This window comes from Candidatus Poriferisodalis sp. (assembly GCF_965237655.1).
GTDB lineage: Bacteria > Actinomycetota > Acidimicrobiia > Acidimicrobiales > Poriferisodalaceae > Poriferisodalis.
In genome coordinates this window covers 916,081-930,466 of sequence record NZ_CBDEGB010000002.1, presented here as the reverse complement: position 1 = coordinate 930,466, position 14,386 = coordinate 916,081, and the positions used below count along the sequence as shown (strand labels likewise).

Here is a 14,386-nt window from a genome sequence, read left to right as displayed (position 1 = left end):
ATTGCCGGGACGGCCGGCGCGCTGCGTCGGCCGATTGGCTCAGTCGACGCTGGCACCCTCAGTCCGTGTCGCCTGCGCATCGTTCAGACGGTCGAGCACGTCGGCATCGCTGTCGGCAGGGTCACCGTCGACGCCGAGACCCAGCGCACGCCGGATCCGGCCGTCGATCTCGACGGTGACTTCGGGATTAGCGATCAGGAACTTCTTGGCGTTCTCGCGACCTTGGCCCAGTTGCTCGCCCTCGTAGGTGTACCAAGCACCGGACTTCTTCACGATGCCGTGCTCGACGCCCACGTCGAGCAGCGAACCCTCGCGGCTGATGCCATGCCCGTACATGATGTCGAACTCGGCCTGGCGGAACGGCGGCGCCACCTTGTTCTTGACGATCTTGACGCGTGTGCGTCCGCCCACGACTTCGCCTTCGATCTTGATGGCCTCGATGCGGCGGATGTCGATGCGCACCGTTGAGTAGAACTTCAGCGCCCGACCACCCGACGTGGTCTCAGGGCTGCCGAACATCACGCCGATCTTCTCGCGCAGCTGATTGATGAACATGCAGATCGTCTTGGTCCTGCTGAGGTTGGCGGTGAGCTTGCGCAGCGCCTGCGACATGAGACGCGCCTGCAAGCCGACATGGTGGTCGCCCATCTCGCCTTCGATCTCGGCCCGCGGCGTGAGCGCTGCCACCGAGTCGATCACCACCACGTCAATCGCTCCCGAGCGAATCAGCATGTCGGTGATCTCGAGCGCCTGCTCGCCGGTGTCGGGCTGGGAGATCAGCAGCTCGTCCACATCGACGCCGATGTTCTTCGCGTACAGCGGATCCATTGCGTGCTCGGCGTCGACATAGGCGCAGACGCCACCGGTTCGCTGGGCCTCGGCCACCAGGTGCATGGCGAGCGTGGACTTGCCCGATGCCTCCGGGCCGTACACCTCCACCACCCGGCCGCGGGGAAAGCCGCCGATGCCGAGCGCCAGGTCGATTGCGAGACTGCCGGACGAGATCGCCTCGACAGCCATGTGATGCTTCTCGCCCATCTTCATCACCGACCCGTCGCCGAACTGGCGTCGGATCTGTGTGAGCGTCATATCCAGTGCTCGTTCCCGATCCTGCTTATCCATGTCGTCCTCCTCGGACACCCGCCGGCCGCACCCGGTGTGCGATGCCGTCTGGTGGCACCGTAGGAGCGGGGTGTGACAACTCACGGGTGATTTTCTGCCGGTTGATCTCCCTCGGACAGCGGTCACGCTCGGTGCGCCGCACGTCGCTGCACTGGCGGCCCCTGCTCAAGCGCTCTGCGCTGTTACAGCAGCCACTACGAATGACAGCAATGTAGTTCCGAACATCAGTTCGTGTCAAGGCCAGGGGCCGAGATTGGGGAACTCAGACACGCCTCGTGTGTGCGCGAGCGGCCGGCACGTCATCGTGTCGTACCCATGTGGCACGCTGCGCCCCATGAGCTCCCCATCTCAGATAGCCGACGACGACTTCGTGCTGCTGCACATCGAACGCGATGCCGGCGTGGTGTTCGCAACCATTGACGCCCCGCCGATCAACGTGATGACGCTGGCGCTGTTCCGCGAGCTGGCCAAATTCAGCAGCCACGTTGCCGACGACGCCTCCGTGCGGGTGGTCGTGCTGCGCAGCGACAATCCGGACTTCTTCATCGCGCACTTCGACGTGGAGGCAATTCTCGGCTTCCCCACCGAGGGACCGGCTGAGCGCCCCACCGAGCTGGGCGGCTTCCACGCCATGTGCGAGCGCTACCGCACGATGGGCAAGGCCACCATCGTCGAGATCGGAGGACGGGTCGGCGGCGGCGGCAGCGAGCTGTCCATGTCGTGCGACATGCGCTTCGGCGCCATCGATCGCACCTTCATCAACCAGATGGAGGTGCCCATCGGCATCCTGCCCGGCGGGACCGGCACACAGCGTCTCCCCCGGCTCGTGGGACGCGGGCGCGCCATGGAGGTGATCCTGGGCGGCGTCGACCTCGACGCACGTACCGCCGATCAGTGGGGCTACCTGAACCGGGCGCTTCCCGCCGACGAGCTGCGGCCCTTCGTGACCGATCTGGCCTACCGAATTGCAAAGTTCCCGCCCCAAGCAGTCGCGCTGGCCAAGCAGGCGGTCAACGCCGCCGACGACCAGCCGCTGCGCGAGGGACTGTTCACCGAGCAGTACCTGTTCCAGCAGCTCATGCGCACTCTCGAGGCTCGTCCCGCGATGGAGCGGTTCCTTGCTCTCGGCGGGCAGACCCGCGAGGGCGAGATGCGGGTGGCCGATCTGGTCGCCGACATCAGTACTGGCAGCTGAAGCTCGCGGCAGTGGCAGCCACCCATCCCCCACTTGCGGGCAATCCAGAACTCATCGACTCGTGGCGCGCGTGGCTGGTGGCAATTGGGGCCGGCCTGTCCTGTGGCATGGCCTTCGGCACCATCTACACCTTCGGTGCGTTCATCGAGTCGATGTCGACCGAGTTCGGGTCCGGCCAGGGCGGCGCCTCGGTGATGCTGGGCATCGCCACATTCCTCTTCTTCGGCACTGGGATCATCTCGGGTCCCCTGCTGCATCACGTCGGGCCGAGGCCGTTGCTGCTGGTTGGCGGAGCGCTGTTCGTCGGTGGCTTGGTCGCCACCTCGTCGGTCTCGCAGCTCTGGCACGGTTACGTCGTCTACGGGATCGGTTGCGGTTTCGGCTCGGGCATGTTTATCTCGCCCCTCTTTGCGACTTCGGCGGCGTGGTTCCTCCGGCAGCGAGCGGTATCACAAGGCCTGGTCGCGACCGGGCCCGGCCTCGGCACGATGGTGCTGGTCCCGCTGGCCCAGCGGTTGATCGACAACTTCGGTTGGCGCATCGCGTTCCGCTATCTCGCGCTCATTGCAGCGATCATCGTGCTGGTGTGCTTCATGCTGGTGCGGCGCACGCCTCTTGTCGCCACCGTTCATCCGCGGGAGCACGTCCGCCGGGTCATGCGCACGAAAGCGTTCTGGCAGCTGACCATCGGCTCCACGCTGTTCGCCGTGCCGGTCATCGGTTCGTTGGCGGCGATCATTCCCTTCGCTCGCTCGGCCGGAATCAGTGCGAGCGCTGCTGCGTGGCTGGTCTCGATCATCGGTGCCTCGAGCATCTTCGGCCGCCTGCTGCTGACGAGTTTCGCCCGTGCTCTGGGGTCAGTGCGTCTGCTCAAGATCTCGTTCGCAATGCTGCCGGTGGCGTATGTGACCTGGTTCTTCGCATCGGATCGCTACCTCCAGATGGTTGCCTTCGCCGTCATCCTGGGCGTTGGCTACGGCGGCTTCGTCGCGCTGATGGGCGATGTGACCCCTCACTTGTTCGGCGTGGCCGGTATCGGCACGGTGCTGGGGCGGCTGTTCTTCTGTTATGCGATCGGGAGCATGGTCGGCCCGATCGCCATGCTGACGGTGCACGAGAGCTCAGGAGGCACGTCGCTGCCGATCGCGATCGTGGCCGTTGCCGCTGCCTTGGGCGTGCTGACCATCTGGATGCTGCCGCACGAGCCAGTACTGGTTGAGGAGACCGCAAGCGCGCCGGCCCAAGGGTTGCCCCTGCAACTGTCGCCTCCCAACGTCTGGATGCCCGTGCCAGCAAGCAGCGGCCGCGGCAGCTGAGGGCGGGCAACCAGCACTCTCCGGCTCTATCGTCTTGCGCAATGGAGCGACCGCTCGAGGATGTGCTGGTGCTGGATCTGACTCGCGCGGTGGCCGGGCCGATCACCGGACGGCTGCTGGCCGATCTCGGTGCCCGAGTGGTGAAGATCGAGCCGCCCGACGCGGATCTGACTCGCTTCATCGTGCCCCAGGTAGATGGCCATTCGGCCTACTTCGCACAATTCAATGCCGGCAAGGAATGCGTTTCTCTCGACCTCACGACTGCCGCTGGCCGCGACGTGTTGATGGCCATGGTCCCCAAGGCGGACGTCGTGCTCGAGAACTACCGCCCCGGTGTGCTCGACAAGCTGGGCTTGGGGTACGAAGCGCTCGCCGAGGTCAATCCAGGCATCATCGTGGCATCGGTGTCGGGCTGGGGACATGGCAACAGCCGCAGCGACCGCGGCGCGTTTGCATCGGTGCTGCATGCCGAGGCCGGCGTGACCGAGATGGTGTCGCGTCGACATGGTGGCGAGCCCTACCGCAACGATCCGATGTCGCACGCCGACACCTACAGCGGGCTTCATGCGCTCGGCGCAGTGCTGGCCGCCCTGCACATGCGGCACCGCACCGGGCGCGGGCAGACCGTCGAGGTGTCGATGGCGGAAAGCACGCTCATGTGCAATGACCTGGCTGCCACGGACTTGACCGGCCAGGACCCCCAGGTCGGATTCAAGGGAGGACAGAACTGGGCCGCGGTCTACCCGCTGTCGAATGGCCGTCACGTCACCGTGACGCTGGACCTGACCGCCAATTTCGGCATGAAGACGATCATCGCAGCGATGGATCGTCCCGACCTGCGCGACGACCCCCGGTTCGCACGCATCGAAGATCGGGTGCATCACCGAGATGACCTGGAGGCCATCTTCGGCGAGTGGGTGAGCCAATTCGACAGCGCCGAGGCCGTAGAAGCCGCGATCGGCGTGAAGCCTGTGATGGCCGCCGAGGTCCGCACGGTGCCCGAGCTGGCCGCCACAGACTGGGCTCAGGAACGAGGCGCGTTCGTGGACGTTGCCGCAGGCGAAGCGGCAGTGCCGCTCACCGTGCCTCAGTCGCCGTGGCGATTCGCCAGCGCAGAGGCCGGTGCCCAGCCCGGGGCCGTGGTCGGGGACCGTGGTCAGCACAACCGCCAAGTGCTGGCGGAGTTAGCCGGCCTCGACGACGCCGCAATCGACGCTCTCGAAGCCGAGGGGATTGTCTCCGCCGGGCCGCCCATCCGCCGCCCCAACGTTCCCAATCGCGGCTAGCAAAATCACCCACACTCAACCGAAGACTCAACGACCGCTGCGTCAGGGTGCATTTCACGCGACCAGACCGCCTGACGCGCAAGACCCGGCTGCTCACCGTCCGGGGAGGAGCCGGGTCCACTTCCTCGGGCTACTGCCCTCGGCTTCGCCAGTCTTGCTCAATCCCATGCCAATTGCAAGGCGATTATCGATACCCACCGGGCATCGGCAACGTTTCGGCCTATAGCGATCATCGCTCCGCGTCAGCCTATGGGGCCAAGCCTCTGATGTCGATTTGACTCTGAGATCTTCTCGATACGGCGAGATCTTCGGCGCAACACGTCATCCTCCGGCGCTGGAGCGTCCCACTCCCTAGGTCGCGCTGCTCCAAGAACGTTCGTTCGTTGACCACGCGTTGTTCTGGGCTCTGGAACAACTGACCACAGAGCCGCGAGATGTTGGGGTTGAGCGCGGATGGTGGTGCTGGCGACGCTCGGATACGCCGCCTCCACAGCGATTCTTCTGTTGGGGCTGTTCAGACCTAGTCGAGGTACTGGTACAGGAGCTGGTCCGGTACTTCTCTGGCTACCGCTATGACAGCTTCTCATCTGTGATCGAAATGGTGTATGAACGTCGCCATAACATCATCAATCAGCTATTTTGAGGGCGTGAAATCACAGACGCCTGAGAGCACTCGAGCAACTAGCCACCAAACCATCGATGCCATCGTAGACAGCGCCAAGCGCGGTGCCATTCCGGTGCGCCACGGCTTCATCCAGAACAAGAATCGCGCTACGCCTCGAGCTGGATCCCTGGCCGCCTTCGTATCCAACGGCGACCGTACTGGCCTGCTCTTGTACCTACTTGTGCTCACGAAGGCCAGCTCGGAGCCGTGGGATGTGACACTCCATTCCTCGGTATGGGCGCGTGCACTAGGCCTTCCGGATCCAGGCTCAGCCGCCGCACGAGGACGAGTATCGAAGGCTTGGCGCCGGCTCGCTGAGCGCAGCCTTGTCGAACGAAGCCGTCGTCACAGGTACGCGGTTCTCAGTCTGCTGCGTGAGGACGGTTCCGGAGAGCCGTACGAACGGCCCAAACAGAGCTTCATACAAATCCCCCATGAGCTATGGACTACCGGACCTGCCCCACAGCAACGGTGGTACGAGTGCCTGAGTCTCCCTGCGCTCACATTCCTGCTCATCGCCCTGAGAAACGCCGACAACTTCAGCCTGCCCGCTGAACGCGGTCCGGACTACTACGGCATTTCTGCCGACACCCTGACAAGGGGTGTACGCGAACTTCGACACGCCGACCTACTCAGGGTTGACAAAGCCCTGATAACCGCACCGTTGGCGCCCTCGGGATTAACTGCCGAAAACCGGTACACGCTCAAGCCCCCGTTTGGCCCGCACGGCACTTCGAGCAGAGCGACGAGTCGGATTCGATGACGAACCATGCCTTTATCGACGAGTCGGTTCGCGGCGCGAACTACTGCCTCTGCGCCACTCTGATTCCGGAGCACGGCCTCGCGAAGGCGCGCTCTCACATGCGGTCCTTGTTGGTCTCGGGTCAGCGTCGCCTGCATTTTGTCTCGGAAAGCCCGCAGCGCCGAAGAGCTCTGCTCCGGGATATCGCCAAGATCCCTTGCCAATCAACGGTTCACGTCGCAGTCGGTGGTGAGCAACTCGATGCGCGTGCAACAGCGCTCAAGTCGCTCGTGGTCGAGCTCGTAGATGCGAACGTCGATCGCATAGTCCTGGACTGGCGCCAAGGTCAAGATCACCGGGACCGGTCGGTCATAGCGAAGACGCTGGGCAGTGACGGGGAATTGCGCATCCAGTACCGACATCTCTCCTCCGTGGACGAGCCACTTCTGTGGATCCCGGATGCCGTCGCATGGGCCTGGGGCCGAGGACGGGTTTGGCGTTCACTCCTGAGCGATCTTGATCTCATCCACGATGCAGAGGGCGCGACGGTCATACCGGTGAGATCCGCTCGTCCAAATCAGCGACGCTGACAGAGTGACTAGACGTACCGCTGCGATCCAGTTGCCTTCGGTGGCGCCGCTCCCGCAGTTTGCTCACGACAGCAGCGTGGCGCCGATGTGGTCGACGAAGGCGGCGATCTCGTCGACGGTCTGGCCGTTGGGCAGCAGCACCAGCCGGTCGACTCCCATCTCGGCGAAGCGCTCCACCATTTCCGGTGTCGGCCGCATGCGGGGCGTGACGGTGATCTCGAGCCGCCCGAGTTCGGCGGGACGGTCATGGCGGGCGCCAGCTTCGGACAGTCCTTCGATGCAGCGCTGAGTGCCGTCGTAGTCGAGCGCGAAGCCGTACCAGCCCTCGCTCATCGTGACGGCGCGGCGGTACGCCGGCGCGGTGTGGCCGCCCATGATCACCGGCGGACCCGGCTGCTGGACCGGCCGGGGCCGGGCCTGCACATTCGAGAAGCTCACGAACTCGCCGTCATAAGCGGGCGCATCCATCGACCAGATGGCACGCATCGCCTCGATGTACTCCTCGGTCCGGCGGGCCCGGTCGGCCATCGGGATACCCAGCGCATCGAACTCAGGTCCGAGGTAGCCGACACCGACACCGAACAGCAGTCGGCCTCCCGACAGCACATCCACGCTGGCCAATTCCTTGGCCAGAACCAACGGATTGCGCTGGGGCACGATGATGATGCCCGTGCCCAGCTTGATCTCGCTGGTGACCGCAGAGATAAAAGCGAGCGCCACCGCAGGATCCAGCATCGGGTGCAACGGCGGCAGCGGCGACACCGGCGCCTGCGGGTCGGGCAGCACCACATGCTCGCCCGTCCACACGGACTCGAAGCCCGCGGCCTCAGCGGCAGCTGCGACACGCCCAGCTCCCTCTGGGCCAGCCGCGTTGCCCAGCGCCCCCATATTGATCTGGAACAGACCGATCTTCACTGTGTTCCCCTCTAGTTGCCAGCCGTGGTGACGCTCTCGGTCGCCGATTCGCCGATGCGGTCAGCGGAAGTTGGGTGCCACCTCATTGATGAACAGGTCCATGGAGTGTTTCTTGGCTTCCATCGGGCCGAAGGTCAAGTCGGGAATGATCAGCTCGTCGACCCCCACCCTGCGGTACTGCTCGACCACCTCGCTGACCTCGTCGGGCGTTCCCACGATGGCGGCTCGACCGAAGTCCATGGCACGGAAACTCTCCAGCCTGGCCGAGTCCTCACCGATAAACAGCAGCGCGCACGCCGAGCGGCTGATCTCACTGGGATCGCGGCCAATCGCCTCGCAGTGCCCATCAAGCACGCCGCAAAGCTCGGAGATGTCGTCGGGCATTCCCCAGCAGTTCCACTCGGTGGCCCAGCGGGCCGTCGTGCGCAGCGTGCGACGCCGGCCGCCGCCGCCGATGAGCAGCGGCATCGGCGACTGAATCGGCTTGGGGTCCAGCGGCGCCTCGGCAACCGTGTAGTGCTCGCCGTCGAGGTTGGTGCGGTGGTTGCCGAGCAGCGAGCTGATGATCTCGACCGCCTCGTCGAAGCGGTCCATGCGGCTGCGCAGCGTGCCGAACTCGAATCCGTACGCCTCGTGCTCGTTCTCCTGCCAACCCGCGCCGATGCCCAGCACCACCCGACCACCGGACAGATGGTCGATAGTGGTGGCGATCTTGGCGGTCAGCACCGGGTTGCGGTAGGTGTTGCCCGCCACGAGCGGACCCAGGCGCACCCGCGGCACCGCCACCGCCAGCGCCGCCAGCACCGACCACGCCTCGTGAACGGGCTGGTCCACGTTCTCCTCGTTGGGCATGAAGTGATCTGCGAACCACAGACCGTCCCAGCCGGTGGCCTCGGCGTGCGCGCAGCATTCGATGATGGCTGACGTCTGTTGGTCGTTCTTGGTCCAGAATCCGAATCGCATCGGACCAGCCTGCCACCGTGCCGGTCAGGCGCGCAGGATGCGCAGGTGCTCGCCCGCGGATGCTCCCGAATCGATCAGCGGCGGCCGGCCAGCATCAGTCGCAGCAGGTTGAGTGCCGAGATGGCGCTGTAGTCGGCGAGACGCTCGCGGTCGCCGGGGAGGCGGATCTCGTCGGCCTTGTCCCGGTGCGCCACCGCAGGCACATCCCCATGCGCAGGCTGCGCGGTGATCGAAACGGCCAAGAAGGCGGTGCCGAAGGGGTGCTCTGCCGTCGCCGAGGCCTGGTCTTCGACCGCCGTGACGGCCAATCCCACGCTGGCGTTAGTGCGCGACCGGGCAGCCCGCGCAAGCGCTTCGGCACCGGCGGTCGACGCAAGCGGCGGTACGAGATCGTCGCCGAGCGGCGACACCTCCGACGAACCGGCATGCAGGAGGTACTCGGCCAAGTGCTCCGATCGGGCCACGATGCCTCCAGCGAAAGTGCGTGGGCCCGACAGATCCGGCTGATCGCCGCCGGCCGCGGCTGCCAAGCCGGGGTCGCCCAGCTTGGCGCCACCCGGGGCGGTACCGGCCCGCATGGCCGCCTCCGCTGACGAGAGGCGGTTCGCCATGCGGCCGCCGGTGATCGTCTCTGCGACGCCGAGCGTCAGCCCGAGCCGGCCCAACTCGGCCAGCACCGCCGTCTCCATGGTGTCGTCGTCATAGGCGAACACCAGATCGCCCAGCATTGGCTCCAGCACAGCCTGCTCAGCCTCGATGAGGCGCCATGCCTCGGCCGAATCAGCGCCCTTGGCGGTGATCCGTACCTTGATGCCTTCGATACCGCTGGCAAGGAACGCGAGCGTCGGGTTGCCGATCTCGTCCAGCTCGTCAATGCGACCCGCCAGCATCTCGGCAAGCCCCGACTCGCTCTGGCCCCACGTCCGCAGCACCCGGCTCTCGATGGCGGCGCTGACGCCGGCGCGTCGCTGCAGATCGCCCAGCACCGTGCCGTTGAGCATCTCGCGCATCTCATAGGGAACACCCGGCACCACGTACACCACCCGATCGAGCACCTCGGCACCGTCAGGAGATGCAGCACCAGGCGGTACCGCTCCCACGCCAGGCACCCACCGGATCGGCGCCACCAAGCCGGGCGCGGTACCGGGCTGCCGCGGTATCGGCGTAGCACCGGTCGGCACCATGGCTTGGCGCAAGTTGTTCTCGGGCATCGGACGGCTGCGGCTGGCGAACATGGCCCTGATGCGCTGGGCAATCTGCTCGTCGAGGACCAGCTCGGCGCCCATCACCGACGCGAGCACCTCGCGGGTGATGTCGTCCTGGGTGGGTCCCAAGCCGCCGCACACGATGACGGCGTCACTGCGATCGAGCGCAAGCCGGAGTGACGCGTCGATGCGGTCGAAGTTGTCGCCCACCTTCGTCTGATAGTGGCTGTCGATACCGGCGAGGGCGAGCTGTTCACCCATCCACGAGGAGTTCGTGTCGACGATCTGACCCAGCAAGAGCTCAGTGCCGACGGCGATGATCTCGGTCTTCACATCGGGTGACCCTAGGCGCAGGGGGCAACCGGCACAGTGCGAAGGTACGCACGCATAGGAGACCGATGGGTGCCGGGCGGCGCTGTCCAGCGCAGCGCCCTGCGTGTCAGGATGCGGGTTCTTCGCCCAGCTGTGCCGCGGCCACGCTGCGGGCCGAGCGCAGGTAGGCCCAGCCGGTCCAGATCGTGAGCGCCACGGCGATCCACAGCGTCAGCGTGGCAAGCCAGTGCACGTGAGTCGCCAAGGGTGGCATGACGGCGAATCCGATGGCCCACAACTGGGTAAACGTCTTCCACTTTGCGAGCTGTGTGGCGGGAACCGTGATGCCCTTGCGGCCGGCGCGTGACCGGTATGCGCTGATCAACAGCTCCCGCGCAGCGATGATGATGACGGGTGCAGCGTGGAATTGGCCGTTCCATACGAGCGCTGCCAGCCCGCCGAGCACCAACACCTTGTCTGCGAGCGGATCCAGGAAGGCGCCAGCGCGCGTCTTGCCGTGACGTCTGGCAAGCCACCCGTCCAGGTAGTCGGTCATGGCGATCGCGAACCCGGTGGCGAAAGTGCTCCACCGAGCCCCCCACGACACGATCATCGAGATGAATACTGGCGAGGCCGCGATACGGGCGACCGTCACGAGGTTGGCCGGGGTCACCAGTGCCGTCGGCCCGAACGTCGGGGATTCCGGCTCCCCCTCCGCCTGAGGCACGCCCATTGCCGATCGAGGCTAGGCCAGCGCGGCAGAAGCGAAGGGAGGCTCTTGAGCGACCGGCTGTCGCCGCGCCTTCGAATCGATGGGCCTTGGGAGACTGGGTCCAAACGATCATGCGACTGTGACCAAGACACCCAAACCTCTTGGTCCTGGCCGGAGGCCGGAATAGTCTCAGCACAGCGGAGAGGAGTGGCTGCATGGCAAGCAGGCGACATAGCGACATAGAGCGGCGTCGACTGGCGTACGCGACGAGCGGCCTCCCACTCAAGCAGGCAGCCGCCAACGCCGGAGTCGCGCCGTCGACGATGCAGCGGTGGCGCAACGAAGCTGGCGTATCGCTCAAAGGCGGTGCGTCCATCAAGGGCGAGACCTCCTCGCGCAAGAAGCAAGTACAAGAACTGCTGCGCTAGGACACAGCGACGGTGCGGCGCCCTCGAAAGGGACCGGAGATCGTTGGAGAGTGCCTTGACAGGAAGCAAGTCCGCAAGCTCCTGAGGCTCTCGTCACGAGAACTCGCGGAGCGGCGACGCAAGGGTGACGTGCTTGCGATAGCGGGCAAGACGACCGACCTGTTTCCCGTATGGCAATTCGACCGGGATGCTCGTGCAGTACGGCCAGCCGTCAAGCTCGTCACGAGTGCCTTCTACCGGCATCTGCGCGAGATCGACACCTTGCTCATCGCAACGTGGGCAATGAGCCGCAAGGTCGAAGACTTGGACGGGCAGACGCCGGCGCAGTGGATCGCGTCCGGCAATGACAACGAGACTGTGGCCGGGGCTGCGAGCCGCACGGCCGTCCGACTTGCCTGGTGATCGACTATGCGAACTTTCCGGCGCTTCCGCTGCCATCGGGAAATGACCTGTATCGCATCCACAGGTCTTCTCAGTCTCCCGGCTACTTCGGCAATTCTGGAGACAACCGATTCGAACCGCCACAAGGCCGCGAAAACGACTTCGGCGTCTGCTACTTGGGACGGGAACCACTTGCCGCCTATGTCGAAGTGTTCGGCAGTCTCGAGATCGTCTACACAGACATAGTGTCCGATCGCGGGGTGTCGACTGCCTCCCTCAACCAGCAACTACAACTTGGCGATCTGACGGATCGAAGAGTTCTCGGCCAATTCGGTATCACGGCGGAGATCTCGACGGGGCGGGACTACAGCGAATCGCAGCAACTGGCTGGCAGTCTCTTCGATGCCGGATTCGACGGGTTGCTCTATCGGGTCCGCCACGACCCGTCGATGGAATTGGAGGCTGTCGCGCTCTTTGGCGCGCCTGGTTCGGCATCGAGACGCGATCCTCGGCTCGAGTGGTTCGATCCCGAACCGATTCCGGCTGAACTCCAAGAGCGGGGAATGGATTTCGCAATCCTTGTCCAACAACGACCGACGCTTTCTTGAGGGCATGCGGGCAGCAACCAGTCGGCGAGCCCTTCGGCCACAGGGAGTTGCAATATTCCAAGAAACTCTCTGGTCTCGCTTGTCTCCCTGAGCCGACCGAGGCAGTCCACGTAGTATCGGCACGTGGCGCTGCGGACGGTCTCGGAGGACGGCGGCTCTTCCGCACCGGACGAGGCAGGCGACAGCGTGCGTCCCGCCCAACGGATCCTCAGTGCCGCCGACGCCGTCGAACGGATGGCCGCCAAGCGCCAGGGCAAGCGCGGTTGCTACGCCATGTTCAGTTCCTACCTCGGTGGGGTCGTCACCGATCCGATGGTGATGACCGTGCCGCTCGATGACCACATGGTCCACCGCGGACACGGTGTCTTCGACACGTGCTCGCTAGTGAACGGTCGGCTGTACCGGCTCGGCATCCACATCGACCGGCTGCTGGCCAGTGCAGCAGGGGCACGCCTCGAGGTCCCGTGGTCTCGCGACGAGCTCATTGCGATGGTCGCCGACACGGCTGCATCATCGGGCGCCCGGGACGGCATCGTCCGGTACTGGCTGACGGCCGGACCCGGCGGGTTCTCGTTCATGCCTGCCGAATGCGAGGAACCCTGCTTCTACTGCGTCGTGCTCGACCCGATGAGCTTCGGCGCAGGCGGTTTCGATCCGATGAGCGACGGCTTCCGCGAGGCGACGGTGCGCGATACGCCAATGAAGCCGCCGTTGCTCGCCCAGATCAAGTCGAACAACTACCTGCTCAACGTCTTGACCCACCTTGAGGCGGCCGACAGCGGAGGCACGTTCGGCATCATCGTCGACGACGATGGCTTCATCGCCGAAGCGTGCGTGCTGAACGTATGCAGCGTGAGCCACGACGGCGTGCTCGTCACTCCCCCATTTCAGGGAATCTTGCACGGCACCACCATGCGGCGGCTGCTGGATCTGGCCCGGGGAGCCCTCTGCGAGGACGGGCTGCTGCGAGACGTGCAGCAGCGGCCGTTGCGGGCGGACGAAGCTCGCGCCGGCGCCGAACTCATCATGACCGGAGGCGACACCCACGTCTTCCCGGTGGTGGAGTGGGACGGTGCCCCGATCGGCGATGGCAAGGTGGGTCCGGTGGCAAAGCGACTGCACGAGATCATCGAGGCCGAGACGACTGCGGGCGACGGCGCGCCGGAGGACTTCATCGAAGTGCAGTATCCGTGCTGAACAAGGTGCACAAGCGATCTGCTGACTGAACGCGTGAGGTGCTGTTAGCGGTCACGGAATGAAGTCATGCAGCGGAGAAGCGCTCCACCTTGACCGACGCGAGGCGCTCCCGTTGAACACTCACGCTGCGCCCTCGATCGCTTCGAGGAACTTGTACATGCCCGACGATGGGTTGTCGTTGGGGAAGGCAGTGCCGTCTCTCTCATGCTTGTCGCGCAGACAGCGGGCACGACGAGCCGCGTCGGCTCGACGTGGCATGTACTTGGCTCCGTCCACACCCTTGTCCACGGCGCTGTCATAGTCGCGCCGCAGTTTGTCGGCGGCGTCGTTGTCGAGCCACTTGCCGTACTTCTTGAAGTGCAGCGCCAGCCACAACTCGAAGCATGGATTCGACACCGCGGTCCGAATGGCGCGTGCCTTAGCGAGATCGAGGGCTTCCCGCAAGTTCGGGTGGTTGCGCGGCCACTCCACATCGAATACCCACCAAACCTCGTCGATTTCACCATCCTCGCCGGAGATGCGAGCAAGAGCATCGGCTGCCTCCTTCACCAGAGTCATCGGCACACCACCAGCCGAGGCCCGGTCGATCCTTATGTCGACGGAGGCCACGTCGCGCACATCGGGTTCTTGTCTCAGCGCCTTGAGGTAGTCGATCTCGGTCCGCTCGCCTTCGCAGAACACGAGGAAGGTCCGCCTCGGCTTGCGGGTGGCGACGCGTCTGCGCATGGGCCGCGATTTCTGAGGATTGCG

14 protein-coding genes are annotated in these 14,386 nt (G+C 65.1%); 7 read left to right on the top strand and 7 right to left on the bottom strand.

The genetic code is table 11. From position 1 onward, the window contains the following. Positions 1 to 39 precede the first annotated feature (39 nt). A complete protein-coding gene (recA, locus tag ACPXYO_RS12420; RefSeq protein WP_423920899.1) occupies positions 40 to 1,122 on the bottom strand; it encodes a recombinase RecA in 1,083 nt (360 codons plus the stop codon). A gap of 334 nt (positions 1,123 to 1,456) precedes the next feature. Between recA and ACPXYO_RS12415 the strand changes: the two genes are divergently transcribed. Genes ACPXYO_RS12415 through ACPXYO_RS12405 form a run of 3 tightly spaced genes read left to right on the top strand, consistent with a single transcriptional unit; the run spans position 1,457 to position 4,919 of the window. After that, positions 1,457 to 2,317: an enoyl-CoA hydratase/isomerase family protein gene (locus ACPXYO_RS12415; protein WP_423920896.1), complete on the top strand. Its 861-nt coding sequence runs from the start codon at positions 1,457 to 1,459 to the stop codon at positions 2,315 to 2,317. 11 nt (positions 2,318 to 2,328) lie between these two features. Next, positions 2,329 to 3,633, top strand: coding sequence for an MFS transporter (locus tag ACPXYO_RS12410; RefSeq protein WP_423920894.1), 1,305 nt, complete (start codon positions 2,329 to 2,331; stop codon positions 3,631 to 3,633). Positions 3,634 to 3,674: 41 nt separating this feature from the next. Beyond that, a complete protein-coding gene (locus tag ACPXYO_RS12405) occupies positions 3,675 to 4,919 on the top strand; it encodes a CaiB/BaiF CoA transferase family protein (protein WP_423920891.1) in 1,245 nt (414 codons plus the stop codon). Positions 4,920 to 6,549: 1,630 nt separating this feature from the next. Here the strand turns inward: ACPXYO_RS12405 and ACPXYO_RS12400 are convergent. The 5 genes from ACPXYO_RS12400 to pgsA form a co-directional block, all read right to left on the bottom strand. Then, positions 6,550 to 6,747 (bottom strand): hypothetical protein, encoded by a 198-nt coding sequence (locus tag ACPXYO_RS12400; RefSeq protein WP_423920889.1) that lies wholly within the window; start codon positions 6,745 to 6,747, stop codon positions 6,550 to 6,552. A gap of 231 nt (positions 6,748 to 6,978) precedes the next feature. Then, the gene (locus ACPXYO_RS12395) at positions 6,979 to 7,830 is read right to left on the bottom strand and encodes a TIGR03619 family F420-dependent LLM class oxidoreductase (protein WP_423920886.1); all 852 of its coding nucleotides are present in this window, start codon (positions 7,828 to 7,830) and stop codon (positions 6,979 to 6,981) included. A 60-nt stretch (positions 7,831 to 7,890) separates the two neighbouring features. Continuing rightward, positions 7,891 to 8,793, bottom strand: coding sequence for a TIGR03560 family F420-dependent LLM class oxidoreductase (locus ACPXYO_RS12390; RefSeq protein ID WP_423920883.1), 903 nt, complete (start codon positions 8,791 to 8,793; stop codon positions 7,891 to 7,893). A 74-nt stretch (positions 8,794 to 8,867) separates the two neighbouring features. Next, positions 8,868 to 10,331: a molybdopterin-binding protein gene (locus ACPXYO_RS12385; protein WP_423920880.1), complete on the bottom strand. Its 1,464-nt coding sequence runs from the start codon at positions 10,329 to 10,331 to the stop codon at positions 8,868 to 8,870. A 106-nt stretch (positions 10,332 to 10,437) separates the two neighbouring features. Further along, entirely contained in the window at positions 10,438 to 11,043 is a 606-nt protein-coding gene (pgsA, locus tag ACPXYO_RS12380) for a CDP-diacylglycerol--glycerol-3-phosphate 3-phosphatidyltransferase (RefSeq protein ID WP_423920877.1), read from the bottom strand. Between the two features lie 194 nt (positions 11,044 to 11,237). On the opposite strand from pgsA, the gene ACPXYO_RS12375 reads away from it, so the two are divergent. The 4 genes from ACPXYO_RS12375 (at position 11,238) to ACPXYO_RS12360 (ending at position 13,636) form a co-directional block, all read left to right on the top strand. Next, complete coding sequence (locus tag ACPXYO_RS12375; RefSeq protein ID WP_423920874.1) at positions 11,238 to 11,450, top strand: hypothetical protein; 213 nt, start codon at positions 11,238 to 11,240, stop codon at positions 11,448 to 11,450. A gap of 129 nt (positions 11,451 to 11,579) precedes the next feature. Continuing rightward, positions 11,580 to 11,852, top strand: a complete 273-nt coding sequence (locus ACPXYO_RS12370; protein WP_423920872.1) for a hypothetical protein — start codon at positions 11,580 to 11,582, stop codon at positions 11,850 to 11,852. Beyond that, a complete protein-coding gene (locus tag ACPXYO_RS12365; RefSeq protein ID WP_423920870.1) occupies positions 11,849 to 12,439 on the top strand; it encodes an RES family NAD+ phosphorylase in 591 nt (196 codons plus the stop codon). The genes ACPXYO_RS12370 and ACPXYO_RS12365 overlap by 4 nt, the downstream gene beginning before the upstream one ends. A gap of 123 nt (positions 12,440 to 12,562) precedes the next feature. Next, positions 12,563 to 13,636: an aminotransferase class IV gene (locus ACPXYO_RS12360; RefSeq protein ID WP_423920867.1), complete on the top strand. Its 1,074-nt coding sequence runs from the start codon at positions 12,563 to 12,565 to the stop codon at positions 13,634 to 13,636. Positions 13,637 to 13,756: 120 nt separating this feature from the next. Here ACPXYO_RS12360 and ACPXYO_RS12355 read toward each other — a convergent pair whose 3' ends face one another. Beyond that, entirely contained in the window at positions 13,757 to 14,362 is a 606-nt protein-coding gene (locus tag ACPXYO_RS12355; protein ID WP_423920864.1) for an RloB family protein, read from the bottom strand. Between the last annotated feature and the right edge of the window lie 24 nt (positions 14,363 to 14,386).